Origin of the sequence: Nocardiopsis alkaliphila YIM 80379, from assembly GCF_000341005.1 — a bacterium.
Taxonomy (GTDB): Bacteria; Actinomycetota; Actinomycetes; order Streptosporangiales; family Streptosporangiaceae; genus Nocardiopsis; species Nocardiopsis alkaliphila.
Genome location: NZ_ANBD01000044.1, coordinates 20,699 through 42,245, shown reverse-complemented (window position 1 = coordinate 42,245; position 21,547 = coordinate 20,699). Strand labels below are relative to the sequence as shown.

The 21,547-nt window shown below is 67.7% G+C and carries 20 protein-coding genes; 9 read left to right on the top strand and 11 right to left on the bottom strand.

Annotation, left to right across the window (positions count from 1 at the left end; all coding sequences use genetic code 11):
* Positions 1-134 precede the first annotated feature (134 nt).
* Entirely contained in the window at positions 135-1,313 is a 1,179-nt protein-coding gene (locus tag D472_RS0106590) for a beta-1,3-glucanase family protein (protein WP_017603705.1), read from the top strand.
* 66 nt (positions 1,314-1,379) lie between these two features.
* On the opposite strand, the gene D472_RS0106585 is transcribed toward D472_RS0106590, so the two are convergent.
* Entirely contained in the window at positions 1,380-2,483 is a 1,104-nt protein-coding gene (locus D472_RS0106585) for an enoyl-CoA hydratase/isomerase family protein (RefSeq protein ID WP_017603704.1), read from the bottom strand.
* A gap of 469 nt (positions 2,484-2,952) precedes the next feature.
* Positions 2,953-3,546, bottom strand: coding sequence for a TetR/AcrR family transcriptional regulator (locus D472_RS0106580; protein ID WP_017603703.1), 594 nt, complete (start codon positions 3,544-3,546; stop codon positions 2,953-2,955).
* A gap of 485 nt (positions 3,547-4,031) precedes the next feature.
* Here D472_RS0106580 and D472_RS0106575 point away from each other — a divergent pair, with 485 nt between their 5' ends.
* Positions 4,032-5,135: a WD40/YVTN/BNR-like repeat-containing protein gene (locus D472_RS0106575; protein ID WP_026117453.1), complete on the top strand. Its 1,104-nt coding sequence runs from the start codon at positions 4,032-4,034 to the stop codon at positions 5,133-5,135.
* Position 5,136: 1 nt separating this feature from the next.
* Positions 5,137-5,421 (top strand): MoaD/ThiS family protein, encoded by a 285-nt coding sequence (locus D472_RS0106570; RefSeq protein WP_017603701.1) that lies wholly within the window; start codon positions 5,137-5,139, stop codon positions 5,419-5,421.
* Here the strand turns inward: D472_RS0106570 and D472_RS24945 are convergent.
* The gene (locus D472_RS24945) at positions 5,395-6,570 is read right to left on the bottom strand and encodes a DUF418 domain-containing protein (protein WP_017603700.1); all 1,176 of its coding nucleotides are present in this window, start codon (positions 6,568-6,570) and stop codon (positions 5,395-5,397) included. The genes D472_RS0106570 and D472_RS24945 overlap by 27 nt on opposite strands.
* A 225-nt stretch (positions 6,571-6,795) precedes the next feature.
* On the opposite strand from D472_RS24945, the gene D472_RS0106560 reads away from it, so the two are divergent.
* The 3 genes from D472_RS0106560 (at position 6,796) to D472_RS0106550 (ending at position 9,812) form a co-directional block, all read left to right on the top strand.
* Complete coding sequence (locus D472_RS0106560; protein ID WP_017603699.1) at positions 6,796-8,019, top strand: sensor histidine kinase; 1,224 nt, start codon at positions 6,796-6,798, stop codon at positions 8,017-8,019.
* Positions 8,016-8,666 (top strand): response regulator, encoded by a 651-nt coding sequence (locus D472_RS0106555; protein WP_017603698.1) that lies wholly within the window; start codon positions 8,016-8,018, stop codon positions 8,664-8,666. Before D472_RS0106560 ends, D472_RS0106555 begins: the two co-directional genes overlap by 4 nt.
* A 132-nt stretch (positions 8,667-8,798) precedes the next feature.
* Positions 8,799-9,812, top strand: a complete 1,014-nt coding sequence (locus D472_RS0106550) for a zinc-binding dehydrogenase (protein WP_017603697.1) — start codon at positions 8,799-8,801, stop codon at positions 9,810-9,812.
* 30 nt (positions 9,813-9,842) lie between these two features.
* On the opposite strand, the gene D472_RS0106545 is transcribed toward D472_RS0106550, so the two are convergent.
* Positions 9,843-11,309, bottom strand: coding sequence for an SDR family NAD(P)-dependent oxidoreductase (locus tag D472_RS0106545; RefSeq protein WP_017603696.1), 1,467 nt, complete (start codon positions 11,307-11,309; stop codon positions 9,843-9,845).
* A 181-nt stretch (positions 11,310-11,490) separates the two neighbouring features.
* Between D472_RS0106545 and idi the strand changes: the two genes are divergently transcribed.
* Positions 11,491-12,033: an isopentenyl-diphosphate Delta-isomerase gene (gene idi / locus D472_RS0106540; RefSeq protein ID WP_017603695.1), complete on the top strand. Its 543-nt coding sequence runs from the start codon at positions 11,491-11,493 to the stop codon at positions 12,031-12,033.
* Positions 12,034-12,106: 73 nt separating this feature from the next.
* A complete protein-coding gene (locus tag D472_RS0106535; protein WP_017603694.1) occupies positions 12,107-12,772 on the top strand; it encodes an HAD family hydrolase in 666 nt (221 codons plus the stop codon).
* Positions 12,773-12,775: 3 nt separating this feature from the next.
* On the opposite strand, the gene D472_RS0106530 is transcribed toward D472_RS0106535, so the two are convergent.
* The 4 genes from D472_RS0106530 to D472_RS0106515 form a co-directional block, all read right to left on the bottom strand.
* Positions 12,776-13,072 (bottom strand): DUF6221 family protein, encoded by a 297-nt coding sequence (locus D472_RS0106530; protein WP_017603693.1) that lies wholly within the window; start codon positions 13,070-13,072, stop codon positions 12,776-12,778.
* A 256-nt stretch (positions 13,073-13,328) separates the two neighbouring features.
* Entirely contained in the window at positions 13,329-14,558 is a 1,230-nt protein-coding gene (locus D472_RS0106525; RefSeq protein WP_026117452.1) for a PP2C family protein-serine/threonine phosphatase, read from the bottom strand.
* 16 nt (positions 14,559-14,574) lie between these two features.
* Positions 14,575-14,928: a hypothetical protein gene (locus D472_RS0106520; protein ID WP_017603691.1), complete on the bottom strand. Its 354-nt coding sequence runs from the start codon at positions 14,926-14,928 to the stop codon at positions 14,575-14,577.
* Positions 14,925-16,178 carry an ACT domain-containing protein gene (locus D472_RS0106515; RefSeq protein WP_026117451.1) on the bottom strand — a complete coding sequence of 418 codons (1,254 nt, stop codon included), beginning with the start codon at positions 16,176-16,178 and terminating at the stop codon, positions 14,925-14,927. The genes D472_RS0106520 and D472_RS0106515 overlap by 4 nt, the downstream gene beginning before the upstream one ends.
* A 322-nt stretch (positions 16,179-16,500) precedes the next feature.
* On the opposite strand from D472_RS0106515, the gene D472_RS29000 reads away from it, so the two are divergent.
* Complete coding sequence (locus D472_RS29000; protein WP_017603689.1) at positions 16,501-16,809, top strand: putative quinol monooxygenase; 309 nt, start codon at positions 16,501-16,503, stop codon at positions 16,807-16,809.
* Positions 16,810-16,817: 8 nt separating this feature from the next.
* Here D472_RS29000 and D472_RS0106505 read toward each other — a convergent pair whose 3' ends face one another.
* The 3 genes from D472_RS0106505 to D472_RS0106495 all read right to left on the bottom strand — a co-directional run bounded on the left by D472_RS0106505 (position 16,818) and on the right by D472_RS0106495 (position 21,541).
* The gene (locus D472_RS0106505) at positions 16,818-17,648 is read right to left on the bottom strand and encodes an HdeD family acid-resistance protein (RefSeq protein ID WP_017603688.1); all 831 of its coding nucleotides are present in this window, start codon (positions 17,646-17,648) and stop codon (positions 16,818-16,820) included.
* A 205-nt stretch (positions 17,649-17,853) separates the two neighbouring features.
* Positions 17,854-19,140 (bottom strand): citrate synthase, encoded by a 1,287-nt coding sequence (locus D472_RS0106500; protein WP_017603687.1) that lies wholly within the window; start codon positions 19,138-19,140, stop codon positions 17,854-17,856.
* 778 nt (positions 19,141-19,918) lie between these two features.
* Positions 19,919-21,541 (bottom strand): peptide chain release factor 3, encoded by a 1,623-nt coding sequence (locus tag D472_RS0106495; protein ID WP_017603686.1) that lies wholly within the window; start codon positions 21,539-21,541, stop codon positions 19,919-19,921.
* Positions 21,542-21,547 lie beyond the last annotated feature (6 nt).

The following is a 21,547-nucleotide window of genomic DNA, read 5'->3' as shown; positions in this document are numbered from 1 at the left end:
GACACACATACCTTTGTCACCATGGGTAACGCGAGTGCCACAGGAACCATCTCCTTGCCCCTATTGACGCGCCTTCGCCCCACCTGGCTCCATGGGTCCACCTCTTCACCCCGCTACTGAGGAGAACCCAGAGCATGATCAACCGCAGACTCTTCCTGGGCGGAGCGTCGATCGCCGCCGCCACACCCCTGCTGGGCACGGTCGGCTGCGCCGGCAACCCCCGGGCCGCCACACCGATCAGTGACGCGGCCAACATGGGAGCGCTCCCGATCAGCGTGACCAACAACAGCGGTCGCTACACGGACGATGAGATCCTCTTGTACATCGTCGGAACCGACCTGACCACGGATCGACACTGTTGGGTGGACTCCACCGGTACGCCCCACCCCGTGAGCATCGACGACAACACCAACGACGGATACACGGACTATTCGATCCCCTTGGGCGCCCTGTCCGCGGACATGACGCTCCCTTACATGTCCGGCCGGATCTACCTGGCCATGGGCGGCGAACTCGGGATCCGGATCGTCGAGGACGGCAACGGCGACCCCGCCCTTCAGCTCCCCGCCGGGTGGGTCGACGGCGACGGCTCCTTCGACGTCCTGCACGACACCGTGGAGTTCACCCACAACGAGGACGGCATGTTCTGCAACACCTCCATGGTGGACCAGTTCAGCGTCCCCATCGGGATCCGCCTGACCGGCGACCAAGACCAGAGCACCGGCTTCCTCCTGCCCGGGGGGCGCGACGCGATCTTCGAGACCCTCGCCGCCGACCCCGACTTCTCCCCGTTGGTCTTCGATCAGCACCGCATCATCGCCCCCGGTCACGGTCTCGACGCCGGGCTCTTCCCCACCGACTACTTCGACCCCTACGTCGACCAGGTCTGGACGCACTACGCGGGCACCGACCTGAGCGTCACCACCAACGCCGGCACCTTCACCGGTCGGGTGGAGGGCGACCGACTACTGTTCGACGGCGGTGTCTTTGCCATCCCACGACCCAGCACTCGGGACGTGTTCTTCTGTGACGGAGCCCTGGCCGCGCCCAACGACGGCATCACCGGTCCGGTCGCCGCCATCGTCGGTGCCGCCCTCAACCGGTCCACCCTGCTGGACTCCGCCGCCCAACCCACCAACGACCCGGCGACCTTCTACCTGAACGAGATCGCCAACCACTACGCCGCCGTCTTCCACGAGCACACCGAGGACGGCAAGGCGTACGGGTTCGCGTTCGACGACGTCGAGGACTTCGCGTCCTACGTCCAAGATCACGGCCCTTCCAAGTTGGAGATCACCCTGACCCCGTTCTGACCGAAGGCGGAACGAACCCGGCCTCCCGCCGCCCCGAACACCTTCGGGCGGCGGGACATCGCGGGCTCACGCCCCTTCCCGCTCCTCCTTGGTGAGGCGGGGCTCGGCCAACCCGAGCGGTCCATCCGGCGCGGGAAGGAAGGCACGCTCCACCACCTTCGGGTCGACATCGGCCGGCGTGGGCGGGGACCACCTCGGCGTACGGTCCTTGTCGACGACCTGCGCCCGAACGCCCTCCACCAGGTCCGGCCAGGCGAGGGTGGCGCAGGAGACCCGGTACTCCTGTTCCAGGACTTCCTCCAGGGAGCCCGCCTCCCGAGCCCGACGCAGCGCGGCCAGAGTGGTCTTCAACGAGGTCGGCGACTTGGTCTCGATGGTCTCGGCCGCCTGGACCGCCGCCGGGTCGCGGTGGGCGCGCAACCGTTCGATGACCTCCTCGACGGTGTCCGCGGCGTAGCAGGTGTCGATCCACGATCGATGACCGGCCAGCGTGCTCGCGGGGGCGATCTGCGCGAACCGACCCACCGCCTCGGTGACGGCGGCTTCGGAATCGGCCTCGGTGAGCACCTCGGCCAAGGCGGACAGCCGTTCGGAGGGCACGTAGTGGTCGGCCAACCCGACGTACAGGGCGTCCGCGGCTCCCACCGCCGCTCCGGTCAACGCCAGGTGGACACCTATCTGCCCGGGTGCCCGCGACAACAGGTAGGTACCGCCCACGTCGGGAACGAAACCGATGGTGGTCTCCGGCATCCCCACCTTGGAGCGCTCGGTGACCACCCGGACCGCACCGTGCGCGGAGATGCCCACGCCGCCACCCATGACCACGCCGTCCATGAAGGCGACATAGGGCTTGGCGTAGCGGGCGATGCGTGCGTTGAGGTGGTATTCGTCCCGCCAGAACCGCGCAGCCCGGTCGTCGCCGTCCATGGCGCTGGCCCGGATGGCACGGACGTCACCACCGGCGCACAGCCCTCGCTCCCCGGCGCCATCGACGAGCACCACCGCGACGGAGTCGTCCTTCTCCCAAGAATCGAGGGCCACAGCGAGTGCCCGGACCATCTCGTGGTCGAGGGCGTTGATGGCACGCGGCCGGTTGAGGGTGGCGCGGGCCAGGCCGTTCTCGACCCGCAGCAGCACCGTTTCCTCGGTGGAGGTGGCGGCCCCGGACATCAGGCGGCCCCGGTGAGTCCGCGAGCGGTGGGCAGGCTCATGATCTCATCGATTCCTTCCAGGGTTCGGAACGCCCCAGATCACGCATGGCCTCGTCCATGCCCTGCGGGGTGGTTCCGCGACGCCCTCACCATATATTCGGACGTCCTACCGAAACCAGGTCGACCCCTGGCTCTTTGGTGCCACCGACACCGTGGCGCTCGGGGTTCGCCCGCTACGGGACGGTGTTCAAGATGCTGGGGACGGGGCACGTCGGGTGGGGCGTGGGCACCGTGGGTTCGCCCTGGCCGGCTTGGCCCCGGCCCTGGGACGGGCCGACTCCTCACGCACGCTCCACGTGTTGATGGCGGTGACCGGCCTGGCCGTGGCGCTCTCCTTTGGTCGCCGACCCACACGGAGGGTGTGTGAGTACCTCCTCTGCCGGACCGTGGTCGGTCACCACCCCCTCCGAGCGTGCTCTCCCCGGCCTTCAGTTCCCCAGCGTTCGGAGCATCCGGTGGGCTTCGTCCACGCGGTGCGGGAAGGCCTCCGGGTTCTCCGCGAGTTTCATGGCGGTGAGTTCGCAGGCCATCGCGGTATGGGCGGCCAGGACCGCGACGCCCTCGACCGATCCCGCCTCGATCAGAGCGCCCGCCAAACGAAGGGCCCGTTGTTGACGGGTGAGCAGGTAACGGGACCGCAGGTCCACGCTCTCTCGGAGAAGGCGGACCAAGACCGCGGAGTGCGCCGGGGAGAGCGCCGCGTGGGGGCGGGTGACGGTGCCGGCCTCACGCAACAAGGCGAGTGCCGCGCCGAGGTCGGAGCCGAGGGGGCGCCCCTTCTGCTCTCGCACGTAGGCGCACATACGGTCCACCTCGGAGGCGTCGTCGGCGAACAACACCTGTTGTTTGTCACCGAAGTACCGGAAGAAGGTGGTACGGCCGACCTCGGCCCGCTCGGCGATGGCCGCGACGGTCACATTGTCGAATCCATGTTCGGCGAAGAGTTGGAAGGCGGCTGACACGATCGTGGCTCGCGCCTTACGCCGTTTGCGAGCGTGGAGCGTGTCCGGGGGGTGGTGCATGAGGCGACCCTATCAATGGGAACTCGATACTTTTAGGTACGTGGAACCGACCATTGGGACTGTGGTCCCTAAACGGACCTGAAGTTCGAGGGAGCGGGCAATCGTCGGGTTGTCGAGGGGGCTTGCGCGGCCGGCGGCCGAAGCCCTGGGGACTTCGGCCGACACCGGTCAGCCCGGAATTTTATTGCAAAAAAGTAGGGGGCTGGCAACCACCTTCCACCGAACGGAGGTCCCTGCCTGGAAAGAGTTCCCCACTGAGGGAGATTATCCCTCCAGGCGGGTGTACATTTTCCAGCGCCGTGTATAAAACACTCAGAGTGAATCTTTCGGGTTCCCAGATATCAACTTTCCGAAACATCCGTAACCCCGCTCCTCCGGGGCATGATCATCGTCGAACCCCGGCTCGCCGTTCACTCGACGAACGGCCCTGGAATGTCCCCACCCCGTGACACAGTGGAGACCTAGATCACATGTTGGGGGTCGCCATGACATATCTCCTGGTCATAGGAACACGCAAGGGACTGTTCACCGCTCGGAGCGAGGACCGACGCACGTGGAGGGTGAGCGATCCACACCGCCTCGACGAGGCCAACGACGCCGGGATGAGCCCGGTCTACGCGGTCGGGATCGACCCGCGTACACGACGTCTGCTCGTCGGTACGGAGAGTTGGCAATTCGGCCCGAGCGTCTGGCACAGCGACGATCTCGGCGCGAACTGGTCCGAACCCTCCACACCACCGATCCGCTTCCCGAAGGACACCGACGGTTCGCTCACCCGCACCTGGCAATTCGCCTTCGGAGAGGAGCCCGGGACCGTCTACGCCGGTGTGGAACCGCACGCGTTGTTCCGCTCCACGGACGGCGGTGACTCCTTCACCCTGGTCCGATCCCTATGGGACCATCCCCACCGCTCCGACTGGTTTCCCGGAGCGGGTGGCGGCGCCATCCACACCATCCTGCCCGGCACGCTCGGTTCCGGTCAGCACTCACCCGACGCCATCACCGTGGCCATGTCCACCGGCGGTGTCTACCAGAGCGCCGACGCCGGGGCCACCTGGGCACCGACCAACCGGGGCATCGTCGCGGGTTTCCTTCCCGACGAGGAACCCGAGTACGGCCAGTGCGTGCACAAGGTCGCCGCGGCGGCGGACGGCTCCTTCTACGCGCAGAACCACCACGGGGTCTACCGCAGCGCTTCACCGGCCGCCCAGGGGTGGAACCGGATCGAGACGGGACTGCCCACCGACTTCGGTTTCGCGATGGTCGCCCACCCCCACCGAGCCGAGTCCGCGCTCAACTTTCCCGTGGTGAGTCAGGAGGTGCACCTGCCACCAAAGAACCGACTCGGCGCCTACCGCACCGATGACTCCGGCAACGGTTGGCGGGCGATCAACGACGGGCTCCCGGAGGAACCCTACTTCGGGATCGTGCTGCGCGACGCGGCCTGCACCGACGGCGCCGAGGTGCCCGGTTTCTACTTCGGCACTCGTACCGGTGACGTGTACGCCCTCACCGATGACGGGGACCGCTGGCACCAGGTGGCCGCCCATCTGCCCGACGTCCTGTGCCTGCGAGCGGCGGAGGTGTGAGATGCGTGTGACCGTGCACCTGCCCGGACTGTTGCGGGCCGACGCCGACGGGGCCGCTCACATCCCCCTGGAATTCGACGACGCCGTGGTACTGCGCGAGGTCTTGGACGAGTTGACCACGCGTCACCCCGGGCTGGACCGACGGATCCGGGACGACCAGGGGCGGTTGCGCCGGTACGTGAACGTGTTCGTGGACCAGACCGAGTGCCGTGCCACCGGTGGCCTGGACGCACCCGTACCCGAGGGCGCCGATGTTCGGCTACTCCCCTCCGTCGCCGGTGGTTGACGGCCTGGGAGCGTCCATGGTCCCTTCCCGTCCCACGGATCCGACCGCCTCCTTCGGGGCCATGCGAGCACGACGCATGGGCCGGGGCCTCAGGTAGGTGAGAGTCCGCCAGAGCCACTCCAGGGGACCGAGTCGAAACCGACGTCGCCACCAGGTGGCGACCAAAGCCATCAGCACGAAATAGGAGGCGGCGAGTGCGTACTGGGCGATCATGGGCACTTGGCCCTCGAAGGGCTTCAACGACAGGAACACCACCGTGCCGGCCAGGTACGTGGTGAGCGTCACCCGCCCCAGTGGGGCCAAAGTGCCCAACATCCGAGCGCCGGGACCGCCACGGCCCAGTAGCCACCACACCAGCCCGAGGTAGAAGAGTGCCCCGCCCAGACCCGTCAGCGTGGATGAGAGGGTCCCCATCAGTTCGGCCGGCGGCGGGGTCACCGGCACGCCGTCGGGGCCCAACACCGGAACACCGTTTGCATCGAACTCCCTGGGGAAGAGGAGGTCGGCGCCGACCAGGAGGACCACACCCAGAAACTGCCCGCCCAGACCGCCCCAGACCATCGGTGCGATGAGCCGGTTCGGGCGCGTGAAGTCCGGTGAGAGTTCGGGGCGGCGGGCCAGCCACACTCCCACACAGAAGAATCCGAGCGTCTGTGGGATCGGCCCGATCAGTGTGCTCTGGATCGGCCCCGCTCCCAGGAGGTACTCGAACGGCGGCGCGAACGAGAACAGCACACCCGCGGCCCACAGCGGCCGGTGCGGCGATCCCATCGACAACAGCGGCATCAACGGGGCCAGGAGCAGCGCGGTGATCGCGTAGTGGGTGAGGATGTCCCCGCTGAACGCCAACAGGTGCGGTATCCCGAAGAGCAGACCGAGGACCACGTACCTACGGAGCATGGTCACCAGGGGACGGCCGTCGTGGCGGGCCGCGGAACGCCAGGCCAACAAGGTTCCCACGCCGAGCAGCACCATCAGCATGGCTCTGGCCTTACCGGACATGAGCAGGGTCAGGCCGGTGTCCAGGACCGACGTGAGGACACTCGGCTCACTCTCACCGGCCATCTCCGCCGGAAAGACGACGATGGTCGCGTTCATCATGACCACACCGAGCATCGCGATCGCACGTGCGACGTCCAAGAACACCACTCGTCGACCGTGGTTCGGCGGAGCCGATGCGACATCATCACCGGACGAGACGGCGCCCGGGTTCGTGGCTGCGGTCAAGGTCGTGCCTCTTCCTGTTCGGACCAGGAACCCAGCCTCGCTCCCGCGCCCTCTCGCACACATCCACCGAATAGCCGAAGCCCTCGCGCCCGGGTCATCCCTTCGGCCGATGCCCGAGCCGGGCGGAGCGGTCTAGCCTTGGACGACATGAGCCGTGCCACCCTCGGGAACAGGCTGTTCACCGCCGTCGAGCGAAGGTCCCGGCCCCTGTCACGTCTGGCGGCGTCGGGGCTGATGGCCGCGATGGTCGTGGTCTTTGTGGCGGATCTGCGTGGCGTCCTCCGATCGCGGACGGTGGAGGGCTGGGCGGGGCCGCCGCACTCTTCGATGGACTTCGCCCCTTGGTTCGCCGGGATGGTCTGCGTGCTGGCGGTCGGCCTGGCGGTGTGGCCACGAGACGGTCGACCGGCCACCCTCGCCACGGCGTCCGCCGGGGTGGCCGTTCCCCTGGCCGTCCTCGTGGTCTCGGCATCACTGTGGCCGTTGCCCAAGGGCATGTACGGGTTCCCCCTCTCCGTCACCGAGACCATGGGGCTCTTGGTCGTACTGGCCTTGGTCGCCCTGCGCTGTCACCTCTGGCAGGTCCTGCTGGTGTCGGCTCTGTGCTTCCTCGCTGGCTTGTCCGACTACCTGCGTGAGCCCTTCGATCCCCAACCGGCCGCCGCCTTGTCGCTCGTGCTGGTGGGGCTGGCGCCCGGGCTGTACCTGCGCTGGCGGGCGGCCGACCGGCAGGCCCGGGTACGTCGGGTCCGTGCCGAGGAACGGCTGGCGATCGCCCGAGACTTGCACGACGTGGTGGCCCACGAGGTGACCGGAATCGTGGTGCGGGTCCAAGCGCTGCGGTACGCGGCCGACCGCAGGCCCGAACTGGTCGATGAGACCCTGCCGGAGATCGAGGAGGCGGGGACGAGGGCGTTGGAGTCGATGCGCGGTATGGTCTCTCGGCTGCGTGGTCCGGAGGAGGTGCCCTTGACCTCCGATCCGGCCGACGGGCTGCGGGCACTCGCCGCACCGGCCGCTCCAGGACGGCCGGAGGTGTCGGTGTGGCTGGAGGGTCCGGTGTCGGAACTGCCCGTAGAGGTCGGCACGGCGGTTTGGCGGATCGCCCAGGAATCGGTGACCAACGCGCTGCGCCACGCCCGGGGGGCGGGCCGGGTGGGTGTGACGGTGAGGGCCGACGACGACCTGGTGGCGCTCCGGGTGGACGACGATGGTCGGGGCGGTGGCTCCTCCGCCGGTGGTCATGGGTTGGTGGGGATGGCCGAACGCGCCAGGCTCCTCGGCGGTGACCTATCCGCCGGACCGGCCGATCAGGGTCGGGGCTGGGTGGTGTCGGCGACGATCCCGATACCGAGAAGGGGAACACGGTGACGATTCGGGTCCTGCTGGCCGACGACCAACAGATGGTCCGTACGGGCTTTCGCTTCATGCTCGACGCGGAGAACGACATCGAGGTGGTGGGTGAGGCCGGAGACGGAGTCGAGGCGGTCCGGCTGACCGGGGAACTGCGTCCGGACGTGGTCCTCATGGACATCCGAATGCCGGGGATCGACGGGTTGTCGGCCACTCGAAGGCTCGCCGGTCCGGGGGTCGCCGATCCAGTGAAGGTGGTCGTGGTGACCACCTTCGACCTCGACGAATACGTGCATGCCGCGTTGAGCGGCGGCGCGGTGGGGTTTCTACTCAAGGACGCCGGGCCCGCCCTCCTGATCGAGGCGGTGCGCGCGGCGGCGCGCGGGGACGCCCTGGTGTCGCCGCGGATCACCATCCGACTCCTACGGCACTTCGCCCGAACGTGTGGCCGGCGCACCGAACCGGACACCGGCGGATTGACCACGAGGGAGTTGGACATCGTGCGTTCGGTGGCGCGCGGTCTCACCAACACCGAGGTCGCCGCGGAGCTGTACGTCACGGTGAGCACGGTCAAAACGCACCTGGCCCGGGTGCAGGAGAAACTGGGAACGCGCAACCGGGTGGAGGTCGCCGCCTGGGCCTACCGTGCCGGTCTGGTCGCCTGAACTGTCCCACTTGACGAAAAAGTGAGCGGGTTCTGACCCTTATCTCCTGTGTCGTCCACAGCCGAAATCATGCACGGAGAGTGATGATCGTGGGGAATCGTGCGCCGACGACACTACTGCGAGGAATGCTCCATGGTCACCATGCGTGCGGCCCGGTTGAACATCACCGATCGCTCTTTGAGGGTCACCGACGTCCCCAAACCGATTCCAGGGCGGGGCCAGGTACTGGTTCGGGTCAGGGCCGCCGGGATCTGCCCGTCCGACGCCCATCTCATGGACGGCACCCTGACCCCACTCCACCTGAAGGGGGACACCGTCACTCTGGGTCATGAAGTGGCGGGTGTGGTCGAGGAGCTCGGACCGGACGTGGTCGGCGCGAGGGTCGGTGACCGGGTGACGCTCCAGTCGGGCGAACAGGACCGCCAGGGCCGGGTCCTCACCCGTGGTGTGGACTACGACGGCGGCTGGGCGGAGTACGTTCTGGCCGGTGAGGACACCCTCGTACCGATCCCTGACGACCTGTCCTTCGACCAGGCGGCGATCATCCCGGACGCGGTGTCCACGCCCTGGGCCGCCATCACCGCCACCGCAGACGTACGCCCCGCCGAAGCGGTGTGCGTGTGGGGCCTGGGAGGGCTGGGCGCCCACGCGATCCAGCTGCTGCGCATGGTCGGCGCGGCCCCGATCATCGCCACCGACCCCGATGAACGGGCGCGTGCCCGCGCCCTCGAACTCGGTGCGGACCAGGCGTTGGATCCCACCTCGTCGGGCTTCCTCACCCGGGTCGGGCAGCTGACCCACGGACGTGGTCTGGACGTCGCCTTCGACTTCACCGGGGTCCGGGCCGTCCGTGAACAGGCCGTTCGCCTCCTGAGCGAGCACGGCCGCCTGATACTGGTGGGATCGACCGGCCGCCCCCTGGACGTCGAGAACGGCGCCCGGTTCGGCTACCTACGCCAGCGGATTCTCGGTCATCACGGTTCGGAGCCCGAACACGTGGTGCAGTTGGTCGACCTGATCGGCTCGGGCCGTCTGGATCTTTCCCGCTCCATCAGCGACACCTTCTCCCTGGAACAGGTACCCGAAGCCGTGGAGAGGTTGGGGGGTCGGTCGGGGACCTCGGTCCGGCTGGTACTCCAACCCTGAGACCCGGTCCCGGATTTCGACTCACCAGCGCTACCAGGACGAGGGCCGATAGTCCTTGAGGAAGCAGCCGTGCACGTCCTCGCCCAGTTCACCTCGGACGATGGGGTCGTAGACACGCGCCGCTCCGTCCTCCAGGTCGAGCGGGGCGTGGAAACCGGCCTCGGCCATCCGCTCCCGGTCCGGGTGCGGGCGTTCATCGGTGATCCACCCGGTGTCGACGCTGGTCATGAGGATGCCGTCGGTCTCCAACATCTCCGGGGCGCTGGTCCGGGTGAGCTGGTTCAACGCGGACTTGGCCATGTTGGTGTGCGGGTGGCCCGGGCCCTTGTAGCCGCGGCCGAACACCCCCTCCATAGCGGACACGTTGACGATGTAGGTGCGCCGAGCCGGAGACGCCGCCAACACCGGACGCAACCGGTTCACCAGGAGGAAGGGAGCGCTCACGTTGCACAGCTGCACCTCCAGCATCTCCACCGGATCGATCTCCCCGGCCCGCTGTGTCCAGCTGTTGACCGGTGCGAGGTCGGGGACCAGGCCACCCGCGTCGATGGTCCCTCCCGCGCGGACCTTGGCGGGGTGGGCCGCACCGGTGGTCAGCGCCAGCGTGGTGAGCATTTCCGGGGTGAGCGCGTGCGGAGTCACTCGCGCGTCTTGCGCCTCGGTCGCCTCTTCCAGCGCACGGGGAGAGACCCCGCCGAGGACGAGGGGTTCGGGAAGCCCGGCACCAGCGAGCGGTTCGGCTTCGGCGGCCAGGAGCGGTGCGTAGGAGTCGGGTGAGCGCCGCACTGTCTGAGCGGCGTTGTTGATGAGGACGTCCAGGCGCCCCTGGGCGGCCACCGAGTCGGCCAGGCGCAGGACCTGACCGGGGTCGCGCAGGTCGATGCCGACCACCCGGAGTCGGTGCAGCCATCGGTCGCTGTCGGGCATGGCGGCGAAGCGGCGCACCGCGTCGTTGGGGAAGCGCGTGGTGATGGTGGTGTGGGCGCCGTCGCGCAACAGGCGCAGCGCGATGTACATGCCGATCTTGGCTCGGCCACCGGTCAGCAGGGCCCTGCGCCCGGTCAGGTCGGTCCTGGCGGTACGACGTTCCCGATTGAAGGCGGCGCACTTCGGGCAGAGCTGGTGGTAGAAGGCGTCGACCTCGCGGTACTTCTGTTTGCAGATGTAGCAAGGGCGGGCTTTGCGCAGGACACCGGCGAGTGCCCCGGTGCTCGCGCTGGTGAGCGCCCGACCGCTGGTCTCGTCGTCGATCCGGTCGGGGGCGGCGGTGGCCGTGGCGGCGAACACCGCCTTGTCGTGGGCCTTCTCGGCGGCCCTGCGTTCCCTACGCCGACGCTCCTTGAGGTTCTTGAACAATCGGGCGGTGGCGCGTTGGAGAAGGAGGGAGTCGGCGTGGTCGGCGGGGAGCTCGTCGACCTTGGCGAGCACCTCCAGACACACCTTCAAGTCCTCGGGGTCGATCCCCTCGACCGTCGTCTTCGTCACCGTCTCCGTCATCACCGCACCCGCCGCCGTTCTCAGGCCCGCTTCGCCGGACCATGAGGAACCTTATGCGCACGAACGGACCGAGATGACCCATCCCCCCGAGTCATCGGTTTGGCCAAAAGGGGAGAAGCGGCGACGATGGAGCCAGTGTCGACCCGTGGGACACCGAGTGTCCGTGAGCGAAGGAGGCCCCGTGACCCAGCCGGCATCCGGTTCGGATCGTGAGTTCGTGGTGTTGCTGGACGAGGAGCACCGCCCTGCGGGGGTGGCGGACAAGGCGGTCGTGCACACCGAGGACACTCCACTGCATCTGGCCTTCTCCTGTTACGTGATGGGGCCGGACGACCGGGTACTGTTCACCCGGCGCGCACTGGACAAGATCACCTGGCCCGGAGTATGGACCAACAGCGTCTGTGGGCACCCGGCGCCGGAAGAATCCCTGGTGGACGCGGTACGTCGCCGGGCCCGTCTGGAGTTGGGGATCGAGCTGACAGAGGTCACCGAAGCCCTGCCGGACTTCCGTTACCGTGCGGTCTCGGCCGAGGGCATCGTGGAGAACGAGTTCTGCCCGGTCTTTTGGGCCCGAACCGAGGACGAGCCGTCCCCGGACGCCACTGAGGTCGGCGAGTTCACCTGGGTGCCCTGGAAGGACGCGGTCGCCCTCGCCGAACACACGCCCTGGGTGATCAGCCCATGGTCGGCTGAGCAGATTCCACGGCTGAACGCGACGGGCTGAGCCCCATCGGGGTGGTGCGAGGCGTTCGGAACCGGGTAGGTACCCCGGCGCCCCCGATCGAGTTGGAGCGTCCATGCCCGACCGCCCCACCGCCCTGGTCTTCGACCTGCTGGACACCCTTTTCCCTCTGAGCCCCCTGGAGTGGCGTTTCCGGGAGGCCGGAATCCCCCGGGTACTGATGAACCGCTGGTGCGATCACCTGCTTCGGGACGCGTTCGCGCTGTCCCTGCTGGGTGGGGACCGGGAATTCGAGGACGTGGCGCGGGGGTCACTGCGCGACATCACCGGACACCAGATCGCGCCGTCCGCCGAGGACGACATCATCGACGGGCTCACTCGCCTCGAACCACGCCGGGAGGCCGGCGAGGCCTTGGACACCGCCAGGCGGGCCGGGGTCCCCACGGCCGTTCTGGGCCACCTCGGCGGTGCGGACGCCCGGCGACTCCTGGACCGTTCGGGGCTCGAGGTGGACGCGGTCGTCGACGGCGCTGGGCCGAGCGGATGGAAGCCGCTTCCCACGGCCTACCTCGCCGCAGCGCAGGCCCTGGGGGTGCCACCGGAGCGGACGGGATTGGTCACGGCGCACGGGTGGGACGTGGCCGGTGGGCGCGCGGCCGGTCTGGTGACCGGCTGGTCGTCCCACGTGGAGGGGCGTTTCTCCGTGTTGTTCGACCCCGCGCACGTGCACGGCCGCGACCTGGCCGAGACGGTCCGGGGCCTGTTGACCCTGTCGAACTGAGTCCTATTTCTCCCAGGAGGGATCGTAGTGGGGGTGGCCACGATAGACGGCGGCGAGGTACTTCACCGCGAGCCGCCAGGCCAGTAGTTCCGACCAGGGGTCGCCCTTGTCCTTCGCCCCACCGGATTCGTCGAGCATGCGCATACTGGCGGTGTGCGCCTCGGTGTAGCCGTGGACGATCTTGCGTTTGGCGGCGACTTCGGCCAGCGCTCGCTCCCGACCGCGTGAACCCACGGGCACGGCTTTGGACGCGCGTTCGTCCTCATCCAGACGTGCTTTCAGGAACTCGACGATGGTCAACGGACAACTCCTCCTCTGTCCCCCAAGTCCCTACATAAGGTTCAGTATCTGCCATATGACCCTCTCGGACCACCCTGGCAGATCCCCGTCGACCGATGCCCCCACGGGCCACTCCCCCGTTCATCCTCAGCCACGGGATCGCCCATCGAGGACTGAGGAGCCCTCGACACTCGGTCTGTCCCTCCCCTCGACCATCCGGGTGAGGATCTTCGCCGTCTCCTCCTCTCCCGCCCGCCGTGCGAGTGCGAGGCCCCGCTCAGACGGGCTCGGCGCGAGGCTCCCCTGGGGGCATGGGGATGACCACGACGGTGATGTTGTCTCTGCCACCGGCCTTCAACGCGTGACCGACATAGGCGCGGGCGGCCTCCAATGGGGACCGCCCCGCTCCGGGGACGGCGTCGGCCAGGTCCTTGGCCTCCGGGTAGTAGTTCCAAAGACCATCACTGCACAACACGACGCTTCCGGGGCCGGTCGGGGTCACCGTACGGACGTGCGCGTCGATCTCACCCGAGTCCGCTCCCATCCAGGCGATCAGCGCGTGCGCGTTGGCCGAGCGCATGGCCTCCTCTCGGGAGAGGGCACCCATCTGCACCATCGCTTCGCTCCAGGAGTCGTCCCTGGTGAGCAGGGCCGATTCGCTGGAGTCGGGGCCACCGGAGAGCCAGTACGCACGGCTGTCCCCGACCCAGCCGACGGTCACCGATCCCGTCCGCGGATCCGTCACCGCTGACACGAAGGTGCAGGCGGGGGCCGATTCCGGCGAATCCGCGATGGCCGCGACCGCCTGGGCCGCACGCGTCATGGCCGTACCGGTGGCCTCCTTGGGATCGTCCCCCCGCCGAATGCGTTCGGCGAGTACGGTGGCACCGGTCTCCGCGGTGACCCGCGACGCCTCGTCGGAGCGGGGCGAGCTGGAAACCCCGTCACAGACCACGGCGATGACCGCACCCGGCGCGTGGGGTGATTCGTCCTCGATCACCCGGATCGCCATGGCGTCCTCGTTGTGTTCGTGCCGTAGACCCCGGTCGCTGACCCCGAACGCTCTCTTGGCCCGCACCTCGACGTGGTCGCGCCCGGTGGGTTGGAGGAGCCCGCACGCGTCGCAGTAGCCTTCCCTCACCCGCCCCGGGCACCACGCGCATCGGCCGGGATTCCGTTCCGCGATCGGACCACCACCGGTGGCGGGCGATGGCCCCTCGGGGACCGAAGACGATGACTCCGGGGCCGATTCCGACCCCTCAGGCCGGGCCACGGTCCGGCGTCGGAAGGGTCGAGTGGCCTGGGAGTCGACGTCCTCCCAAGGCATTGCCCCGGCCAGACTTTCCTGGGGAGTCGTCGGCACACTGTCGGGACCGACCGCGCCCCTTTCGTGGGAACGCTTCGAGGAAGGCTCCGGCCCTGGGAGGGCCCGTCCACAACCCTCACAGAAGACGTCGACCGCCGACACCGTGTCGGCGCAGGCAGGGCAGGTCCGCACCATTGTCATCGTGTTCCTTCGATCCTCAGGGCAGGGTCATGGGACGCATCGGGTTCGCCTTGTCGATGAGCTCGTACCGCTCCTTGGCCCCGCCCTTGCGGTGCGCCAGGGGCCGGCAGCGACGCTCCAGAACGGACTCCAGGATCCGTACGGCCGGCCGCCGGCCGAAGGATTCCTCGTCCAGCCCGACCCGTTCCCAAGGAAGGGAGGAAGGAAATGAGAGGGAGCGGGCACCCCAGGGGAGCCGACCCCTCGAAGGACCGAAGGACCGTTCTCGGGGAACGATGAAGGAAGCGTCGTCCATGGCCGCCAGGTCGCACACACCACGGAAGCCGTCCTCGAACCACCCCTGACCGCCGGGGGAAACGCATCTGGTCATCTACTCACACCACCACCGTTCTCGACCTCTGACGCCCCCTCGTCCACTCTGGTTCTGTCCGGAAGCGGTTCGGTACGTGAAAGTCGCCGGAGCGTCCCCTCGTACGCGGACAACGCCACGGTGGCCGCCTCCAGGTCGCAGGGGGCGTTCCACAGTTCCCAGTGGGCGCGTCCATAGGCTTCGACGAGCCCTTCGTGTTCGGCCACCCCAAGACGCACCGCCCGGGCGCGGAAGGCATCCAGCCGACCACGGAGTTCGGCCCGGCGTCGCAGGAGCCCGGTGAGCTCGCGCTCTCGTTCACGCGCGTCGTCCCCGGCCTCGTGCACGGAACGTTGCAGTTCCCCCAAGCGGGCGCCCGACCCTCTCCATTCCCTTCGGGAACGCAGGACGTCCATCCGGGTGACGGCCTCACGAAGGTCCGGTACGGGGTCGGGAACCTCGATGGCCGACGGGGTGGAGATCTTCGCCATGACCCGGACACGCAGTTCCCGGGCACGCCGCACGACCTGGTCGAGGTCGTCGATCGCCGAAGCGAGCCGACCGACGTTCTCGGTGTAGGAGTCACGCATTCGTAGGGCGTCACGGAGTTCTCCGCGGGTCTGGCCCAAGGCCGCTCTGAGGTGGTCCAAGGCGGAGGTGTCCACACCCTTCTCGGTCACCAGGGCCAGCGGATCGCGGCGTACGGTCTCACCGACACGCGCCAGGTCCTCGCGCAGACCTTCGTACTCGTCCTCGGGAACCTCGACCATGTCCGCGAGTGTGCCGACCTCCTGCCACATGGCCTCCAGTTCTCCCAGACGGGGGTACAGGGCGTCCCATGCGGTCTCCACCGCCGAAACGACCTCGGTGATCGCCTCGTGGTCCGCGATCATCCGGGCCGTGGCCTCGGCCAAGGTGATGTTCTCGGCCTTCGGGAGGGGCAGGCCGCGTTCGCGCGGCGGCGTATCGGCCTGGGAGAGTTCGACGGACTCCCCCGTGAGGAGGTGGGTGAGTTCGGTCTGGGATCCGCCGCCGGACTCACGCGAACGCACGGCCCGGTCGATCACCGTGTCGAAGATCGTGCGGGTCCGCCACAGCCGCCGCACGTGACCGTCGGCCCTCTCCCAACGAAACCGGGTGAGGCCCATCGGGTCGGCGTCCTGAAGCAACCGGTACACCCCGTGACGCTCCAGGTCGGCCAGGTCCAGGGAGATCCGGTCCGCCTCGCCCAGGACACGATCGAGCGCGTGATCGATCCCTTCCCAACTCATGGGCGGCATGCCGAATTCAGCCGCGCTCGCCACCTGCCGGATCACCCCCACCGACCGGCCGCGCCCCGGTCGTGTCTCGATGTCTAGAAAGAGTGTGTACCCGCCCACCCCGAACCACAAGGGGCTCCCCGATTTACGACCCTGTACGGTCACAGACACAACATGGAGTACGTCCCAGGAATCACGACGGCAGGTGTGGTGGGTCCACGACCAAGGCGTCGCGGACGCATCCGGCCCGTTCCAGGCACGATGCCCTGGGAGAGGGGGTCGTCTCGTCACCGCGAGCCGGGTCGGATTCCCGCGTCGCTTCGGAGGAGCCCCCTTGACCCCCCTCTGTCTCATCATCTCGATACGCACCCTGCCCGGCCGACGCGCGGCGTTCCTGCGCGGGATCTCGCGCAATGCCGCCCATGCCCTACGGGAGGAGCCGGGCTGTCTACGGTTCGACGTGATCGGGGATCCGGAGGACGAGAACGCCTTCTGGGTCTACGAGGTCTTCACCGACACCGATGCTCTGGCCGCGCACCGACGCACTCCGCACTTTCTCGCCTGGCAGGACGAGAAGGCCGAACTGGTCGTCCCCGAAAGTCAGGTCGACCGGCTCGGCCCTCTTCTGTTCGGTGAGGGCTGACGCCCGGATCAGGGCGTGTCGGTACCCTCGGGCGGCTCCTTAGGCGCCCGGTGTTTGCCGACCCTCTCCGAGGCCGCGCGCTCGTCGAAGACGGATGCCTCGGTGGCTCCGGTGGACCGTTGGTCACCCTCGTAGCCGGCACGGTAGCCCTCCCCGTAACCGTCATCGAAGGCGCTCACCTCCTGGGAGTCCTTTTCACCGGTGGGCCCGTCGAGGAGGTCGACGCCCTCCACGTCCGGCTCTTCGGCGGATCCATCGCCCTCGGTGTCGGTGGGCGCCGTGCGTGCGGCCTCACCCTTCAGGCGCCAACCCGCGATCGCCATGGCCACGCCGAAGATGACGGCGTAGACACCGATCACGGTGATGAGCGCCCATGCTCCCAGCCCTGGCCACAGGAGCAGCAAAAGACCGAAGATCACCGACAGGGCGCCCACGAAGATCAGCAACCACTCGGAACCGATCTGGGAGCGCATGCGCACGGCGGTGACGATCTCGGCGACACCGGTGACGATCGCCCAGGCGGCGATGATGATGACGAGCGCGAACACCGCGATGATCGGCCAGATGAGGGCTCCCAGACCCAGCAGGACGCCGAGCACCGACTGAATCACCATCGGGGTCCGGGTGCCCGAAGTCGTTCGGAAGGCGGAGACGCCCAGGGCGATACCGTCCACCAGCGCGAAGGCGCCGAAGACGACGGCCAGGGCCACCATGGTGATTCCCGGCCACAAGAGGGCCAGGACACCGAAGATCACGGCGGCCACACCACGCACGACCAGGAGCCACCAGTTCCGGCTCAGATCGCCGAGCATGCCACCGGCCAACGCGTACCGGACCATAGTCGGTCCTCCTCCCTCGTACGGCCCCTCTCGATAGGGGTCGCCCTAATGAACTTTCCCTCAACGTCGCACACTGATGACAGAAAGTACGCAAAGCACAGGGAAAGGGAGGTTCTCCTCCGGTCTCGGGCACGCCTTCCGGACATGGAAGCGCCCGCCCTCGTCGGTGACGTGGGCGGGCGTTCAACGCACTCGTGTGCGGGTGTTACCCCTGGCCCGGGTAACGGCGCTCGGCGGAGCCGACGTAGTGCTGACGCGGGCGCGCGATCCGGAAGGCCGGGTCACGCAGCTGCTCGCGGTAGTGGGCGATCCAGCCGGGAAGACGGCCCAGGGCGAACAACACGGTGAACATGTTGGTCGGGAAACCCATGGTGCGGTAGATGACGCCGGTGTAGAAGTCGACGTTCGGGTAAAGCTTGCGCTCGGTGAAGTACGAGTCCTCGAGCGCGGCGGCCTCGAGCTTGAGAGCCAGCCTGAAGAGCTCGTCCGGGTTCTCGTCCTGGTCGAGGATCTGGCTGGCCAGAACCTTGATCTCCTTGCTGCGCGGGTCGAAGTTCTTGTAGACCCGGTGGCCGAAGCCCATGAGCCGGACCTCGCGGGACTTGACCTTGGCCAGGAAGTCCTCGATGGAGATGCCCGAGTCACGGATCTCCTCCAGCATCTCCAGCACGGCCTGGTTGGCGCCGCCGTGGGACGGGCCGGACAAGGCGTTGATGCCGGAGGCGACGCTGGCGAAGATGTCGGCCTTGGCGGAGCCGACCACGCGCACGGTGGCCGTGGAACAGTTCAGCTCGTGGTCGGCGTGCAGGACCAGCAGCATGCCGACGGCCTTGTTGAACAGGTCGCCGAGTTCACCGGTGGGCGCCTTGTCGCCGAAGGTCATCCGGATGAAGTTGTCGACGTAGTCGAGCGAGCCGTCCGGATCGATCGGGGTCTGGCCGATGGAGTTGCGGTAGATACGGGCCGCGATCGTCGGCAGCTTGGCCATCAGCCGAATCGTGGCGAGCTCGACCTGGTCCTCGTTCTCCGGGTCCACGCTGTCGTCGTAGTACGCGGCGAGGGTGTTCACGGCGCTGGCCATCAGCGCCATCGGGTGGCCGTTGCGGGGCATCGCGTCGAGGAACGCGCCCATCTCGGCCGGGATGTCGGCGTTGTCGCGCAGCTTGTCGGAGAACTCCTTGAGTTGGCCGGGTTCCGGCAGCTCCCCATAGATCACGAGGTAGGCGGTCTCAAGGAAGGTGCTGTGGAGGGCGAGGTCCTCGATCGGGTACCCGCGGTAACGCAGGATGCCCGCGTCCCCGTCGATGTAGGTGATCTCCGAGCTGCACGAAGCGGTGTTGCCGAACCCCGGATCCAGGGTGGTCATACCGGTCGACCCCAGCAGGGTCTTCAGCTCGATGGTGCTCTCACCCTCGGTACCGGTGAAAACCGGCAGCTTCAGCACGCCGCCCTCGTAGTGGAGCTCCACCGTGCGCTCTTTGTCATCGCTCATGCCCGAGGTCAACCTTTCCAGGCGGGGGATACGTGAGGTGCGTCAGACGTGGGGCGGTCCGCCGCCACGTTCTCGATTCACTCGTTATTGTTCTGTTTTGTTAAACGCCAGTTAAGCAAAATCATATAAGTTTCACCGATTCACGAACAGGTGACATGCAACACATACCCAGACGTGATCAGAATTATCGTTCGGTGAAGATTTACAAACTTTGCCGACTGTCCTTAACAGCGCGATCGCCCTGAAGTGTCACGGATCGCGACGGGGTTGGCCCGTCCGCCCACCGTGGACCTCCTGGCCAGGTCCCCTGGGCACGCCGAAACCCCCACACCCACCCTGATGGGGTGTCCTTCACAGATCGAGACATATCCCAACAGAACTCGATGTGGCCGGGTGGTCGAACGCGCCCTAGTGGCCCGGCATCAGGGTACCTTCGCCCTGATCACCAGGCTCGACGCGGGGTACCTCCGGCTCGGTGATCTTGGCCTCTACCGTCCGGCTCGGCGCCCCCGACCACCATCGGGCACCTTGTCCTACCCACTCGACGGAGCGAGCATGTGCGTCCGGCGGGAGAATTCACGGTTTTTCTCCACCCTCCCCCGGGGAGGCCGGTGCCGCGCCTCTTCCGATCAAGCCGAAAGACCCGAAAGGGCAAGGGTAGGGCCACTCGACAAGGCGACTTAAACACAAAGGGTGATAACCATTCACTCGGGGTAAATAAATCGCGCGCTTTGCGAAAAAGCGATCCCATCCGAGAGTCGTTTCCACGAAGCGGCCGCTACGCCTCGTCGACACCACCCGCCAGAAGCGGCTCCATGAACAGCGACGGGTGGTCCCGCTCGATCACCTTCAGCCGCCACTTGTTGTGCACCAACACCAAGAGCTCACCATCGGAGCGCCGACGCAGCACCTCGGCGCCGGACAACCCGTGCAGGGTCGGCGCGGACTCGGCGTCGGTGCGCCGAGCCACCGAATACTCCAGCGGCGAAGCCTCGATGGGGCTGCGGAACTCCTGCTCCATACGGTGCTTGACCACGTCGAACTGGAGCGGGCCCACCGCCGCCAGTACCGGAGCCTGCTCACCCCGCACGTCCGAGGTGAGCACCTGCACCACGCCCTCGGCGTCGAGCTGGGCGATCCCCCGCTGGAACTGCTTGTACTTGCCCGCGTCCACGGCCCGTGCCACCACGAAGTGTTCCGGAGCGAAGCTGGGGATCGGCGGATAGGAGACCTTGGGACCGTCGTAGAGGGTGTCGCCGACCGACAACACCTGCGCGTTGACCAGCGCGATCACGTCACCCGGGTAGGCGGTGTCGATGGTGGAGCGATCCGAACCGAACACGGCCTGGGTGTACTTGGTGGCGAAGGGACGACCGGTGGCCGCGTGGGTGAGCACCATGCCCCGATCGAAGCGGCCCGAGCTGACCCGCACGAACGCCATCCGATCCCGATGGTTCTTGTCCATGTTGGCCTGCATCTTGAAGACCTGGCCGGAGAAGGGCCGCTCCACCGGACGCGGCCGGTCCTGATCGTCGACCTTGGCCGAGGGCGCCGGGGCCAGGCCCACGATCGCCTCCAACAACTGACCCACCCCGAAGTTGGACAGTGCCGCGCCGAACAGCACCGGGGAGGACTCCCCCGCCATGAAGGACTCGTGGTCGAAGTCGGCCCCCAGGGCCTCCAGGAGTTCGATCTCTTCTCGGGCCTGCTCCCAGGCGTCCAGTTCGATCTCGGCCGCGCGGTCGTCGTCCAGTACCTCTTCGATGGCCTTCCGCGCACCGCCGGGGGTCCGGGTCATCTTGGTGTAGGTGTTCGAGGTGCGGTCGATCAGTCCGCGGAAGTCACCGGCGATGCCGACCGGCCAATTGAGCGGGGTGGGGCGCAATCCGATGCGCTGCTCGATCTCGTCGAGGAGTTCCAGGGGTTCACGACCCGGACGGTCCCACTTGTTGACGAAGGTGATGACGGGCATCTTGCGGGCCCGACACACGTCGAAGAGCTTGAGGGTCTGTGGCTCCAGACCCTTGGCCGAGTCCAGCAACATGATGGCGCAGTCGACCGCGGAGAGCACCCGGTAGGTGTCCTCGGAGAAGTCGGCGTGGCCGGGGGTGTCCAGCAGGTTGAGGACGTGTCCCTTGTAGTCGATGCGCAGGGCGGCGGAGGTGATGGAGATCCCTCGATCCTGCTCCATCTCCATCCAGTCGGAGGTGACGCCCTTGCGATCGCCCTTACCGTGCACGGCACCGGCGGAGGAGATCGCCGCGGCGTGCAGGGCCAAGGCCTCGGTGGTCGTCGACTTACCGGCGTCGGGGTGCGAGATGACCGCGAAGGTCCGGCGCCGCTCCGCCTCATGTGCGACCTCTGACTCCTGCTTGGCCGCTCCCGCCGTGTCCACGCTCATTCCCGT

Coding starts and splice junctions, on each gene's coding strand:
- D472_RS0106590 (WP_017603705.1), top strand. CDS start 135: ATGATCAACCGCAGACTCTTCCTGGGCGGAGCGTCGATCGCCGCCGCC.
- D472_RS0106585 (WP_017603704.1), bottom strand. CDS start 2,483: ATGTCCGGGGCCGCCACCTCCACCGAGGAAACGGTGCTGCTGCGGGTC.
- D472_RS0106580 (WP_017603703.1), bottom strand. CDS start 3,546: ATGCACCACCCCCCGGACACGCTCCACGCTCGCAAACGGCGTAAGGCG.
- D472_RS0106575 (WP_026117453.1), top strand. CDS start 4,032: ATGACATATCTCCTGGTCATAGGAACACGCAAGGGACTGTTCACCGCT.
- D472_RS0106570 (WP_017603701.1), top strand. CDS start 5,137: ATGCGTGTGACCGTGCACCTGCCCGGACTGTTGCGGGCCGACGCCGAC.
- D472_RS0106560 (WP_017603699.1), top strand. CDS start 6,796: ATGAGCCGTGCCACCCTCGGGAACAGGCTGTTCACCGCCGTCGAGCGA.
- D472_RS0106550 (WP_017603697.1), top strand. CDS start 8,799: ATGGTCACCATGCGTGCGGCCCGGTTGAACATCACCGATCGCTCTTTG.
- D472_RS0106545 (WP_017603696.1), bottom strand. CDS start 11,309: ATGACGGAGACGGTGACGAAGACGACGGTCGAGGGGATCGACCCCGAG.
- D472_RS0106535 (WP_017603694.1), top strand. CDS start 12,107: ATGCCCGACCGCCCCACCGCCCTGGTCTTCGACCTGCTGGACACCCTT.
- D472_RS0106525 (WP_026117452.1), bottom strand. CDS start 14,558: ATGACAATGGTGCGGACCTGCCCTGCCTGCGCCGACACGGTGTCGGCG.
- D472_RS0106520 (WP_017603691.1), bottom strand. CDS start 14,928: ATGACCAGATGCGTTTCCCCCGGCGGTCAGGGGTGGTTCGAGGACGGC.
- D472_RS0106515 (WP_026117451.1), bottom strand. CDS start 16,178: ATGAGTTGGGAAGGGATCGATCACGCGCTCGATCGTGTCCTGGGCGAG.
- D472_RS0106505 (WP_017603688.1), bottom strand. CDS start 17,648: ATGGTCCGGTACGCGTTGGCCGGTGGCATGCTCGGCGATCTGAGCCGG.
- D472_RS0106500 (WP_017603687.1), bottom strand. CDS start 19,140: ATGAGCGATGACAAAGAGCGCACGGTGGAGCTCCACTACGAGGGCGGC.
- D472_RS0106495 (WP_017603686.1), bottom strand. CDS start 21,541: ATGAGCGTGGACACGGCGGGAGCGGCCAAGCAGGAGTCAGAGGTCGCA.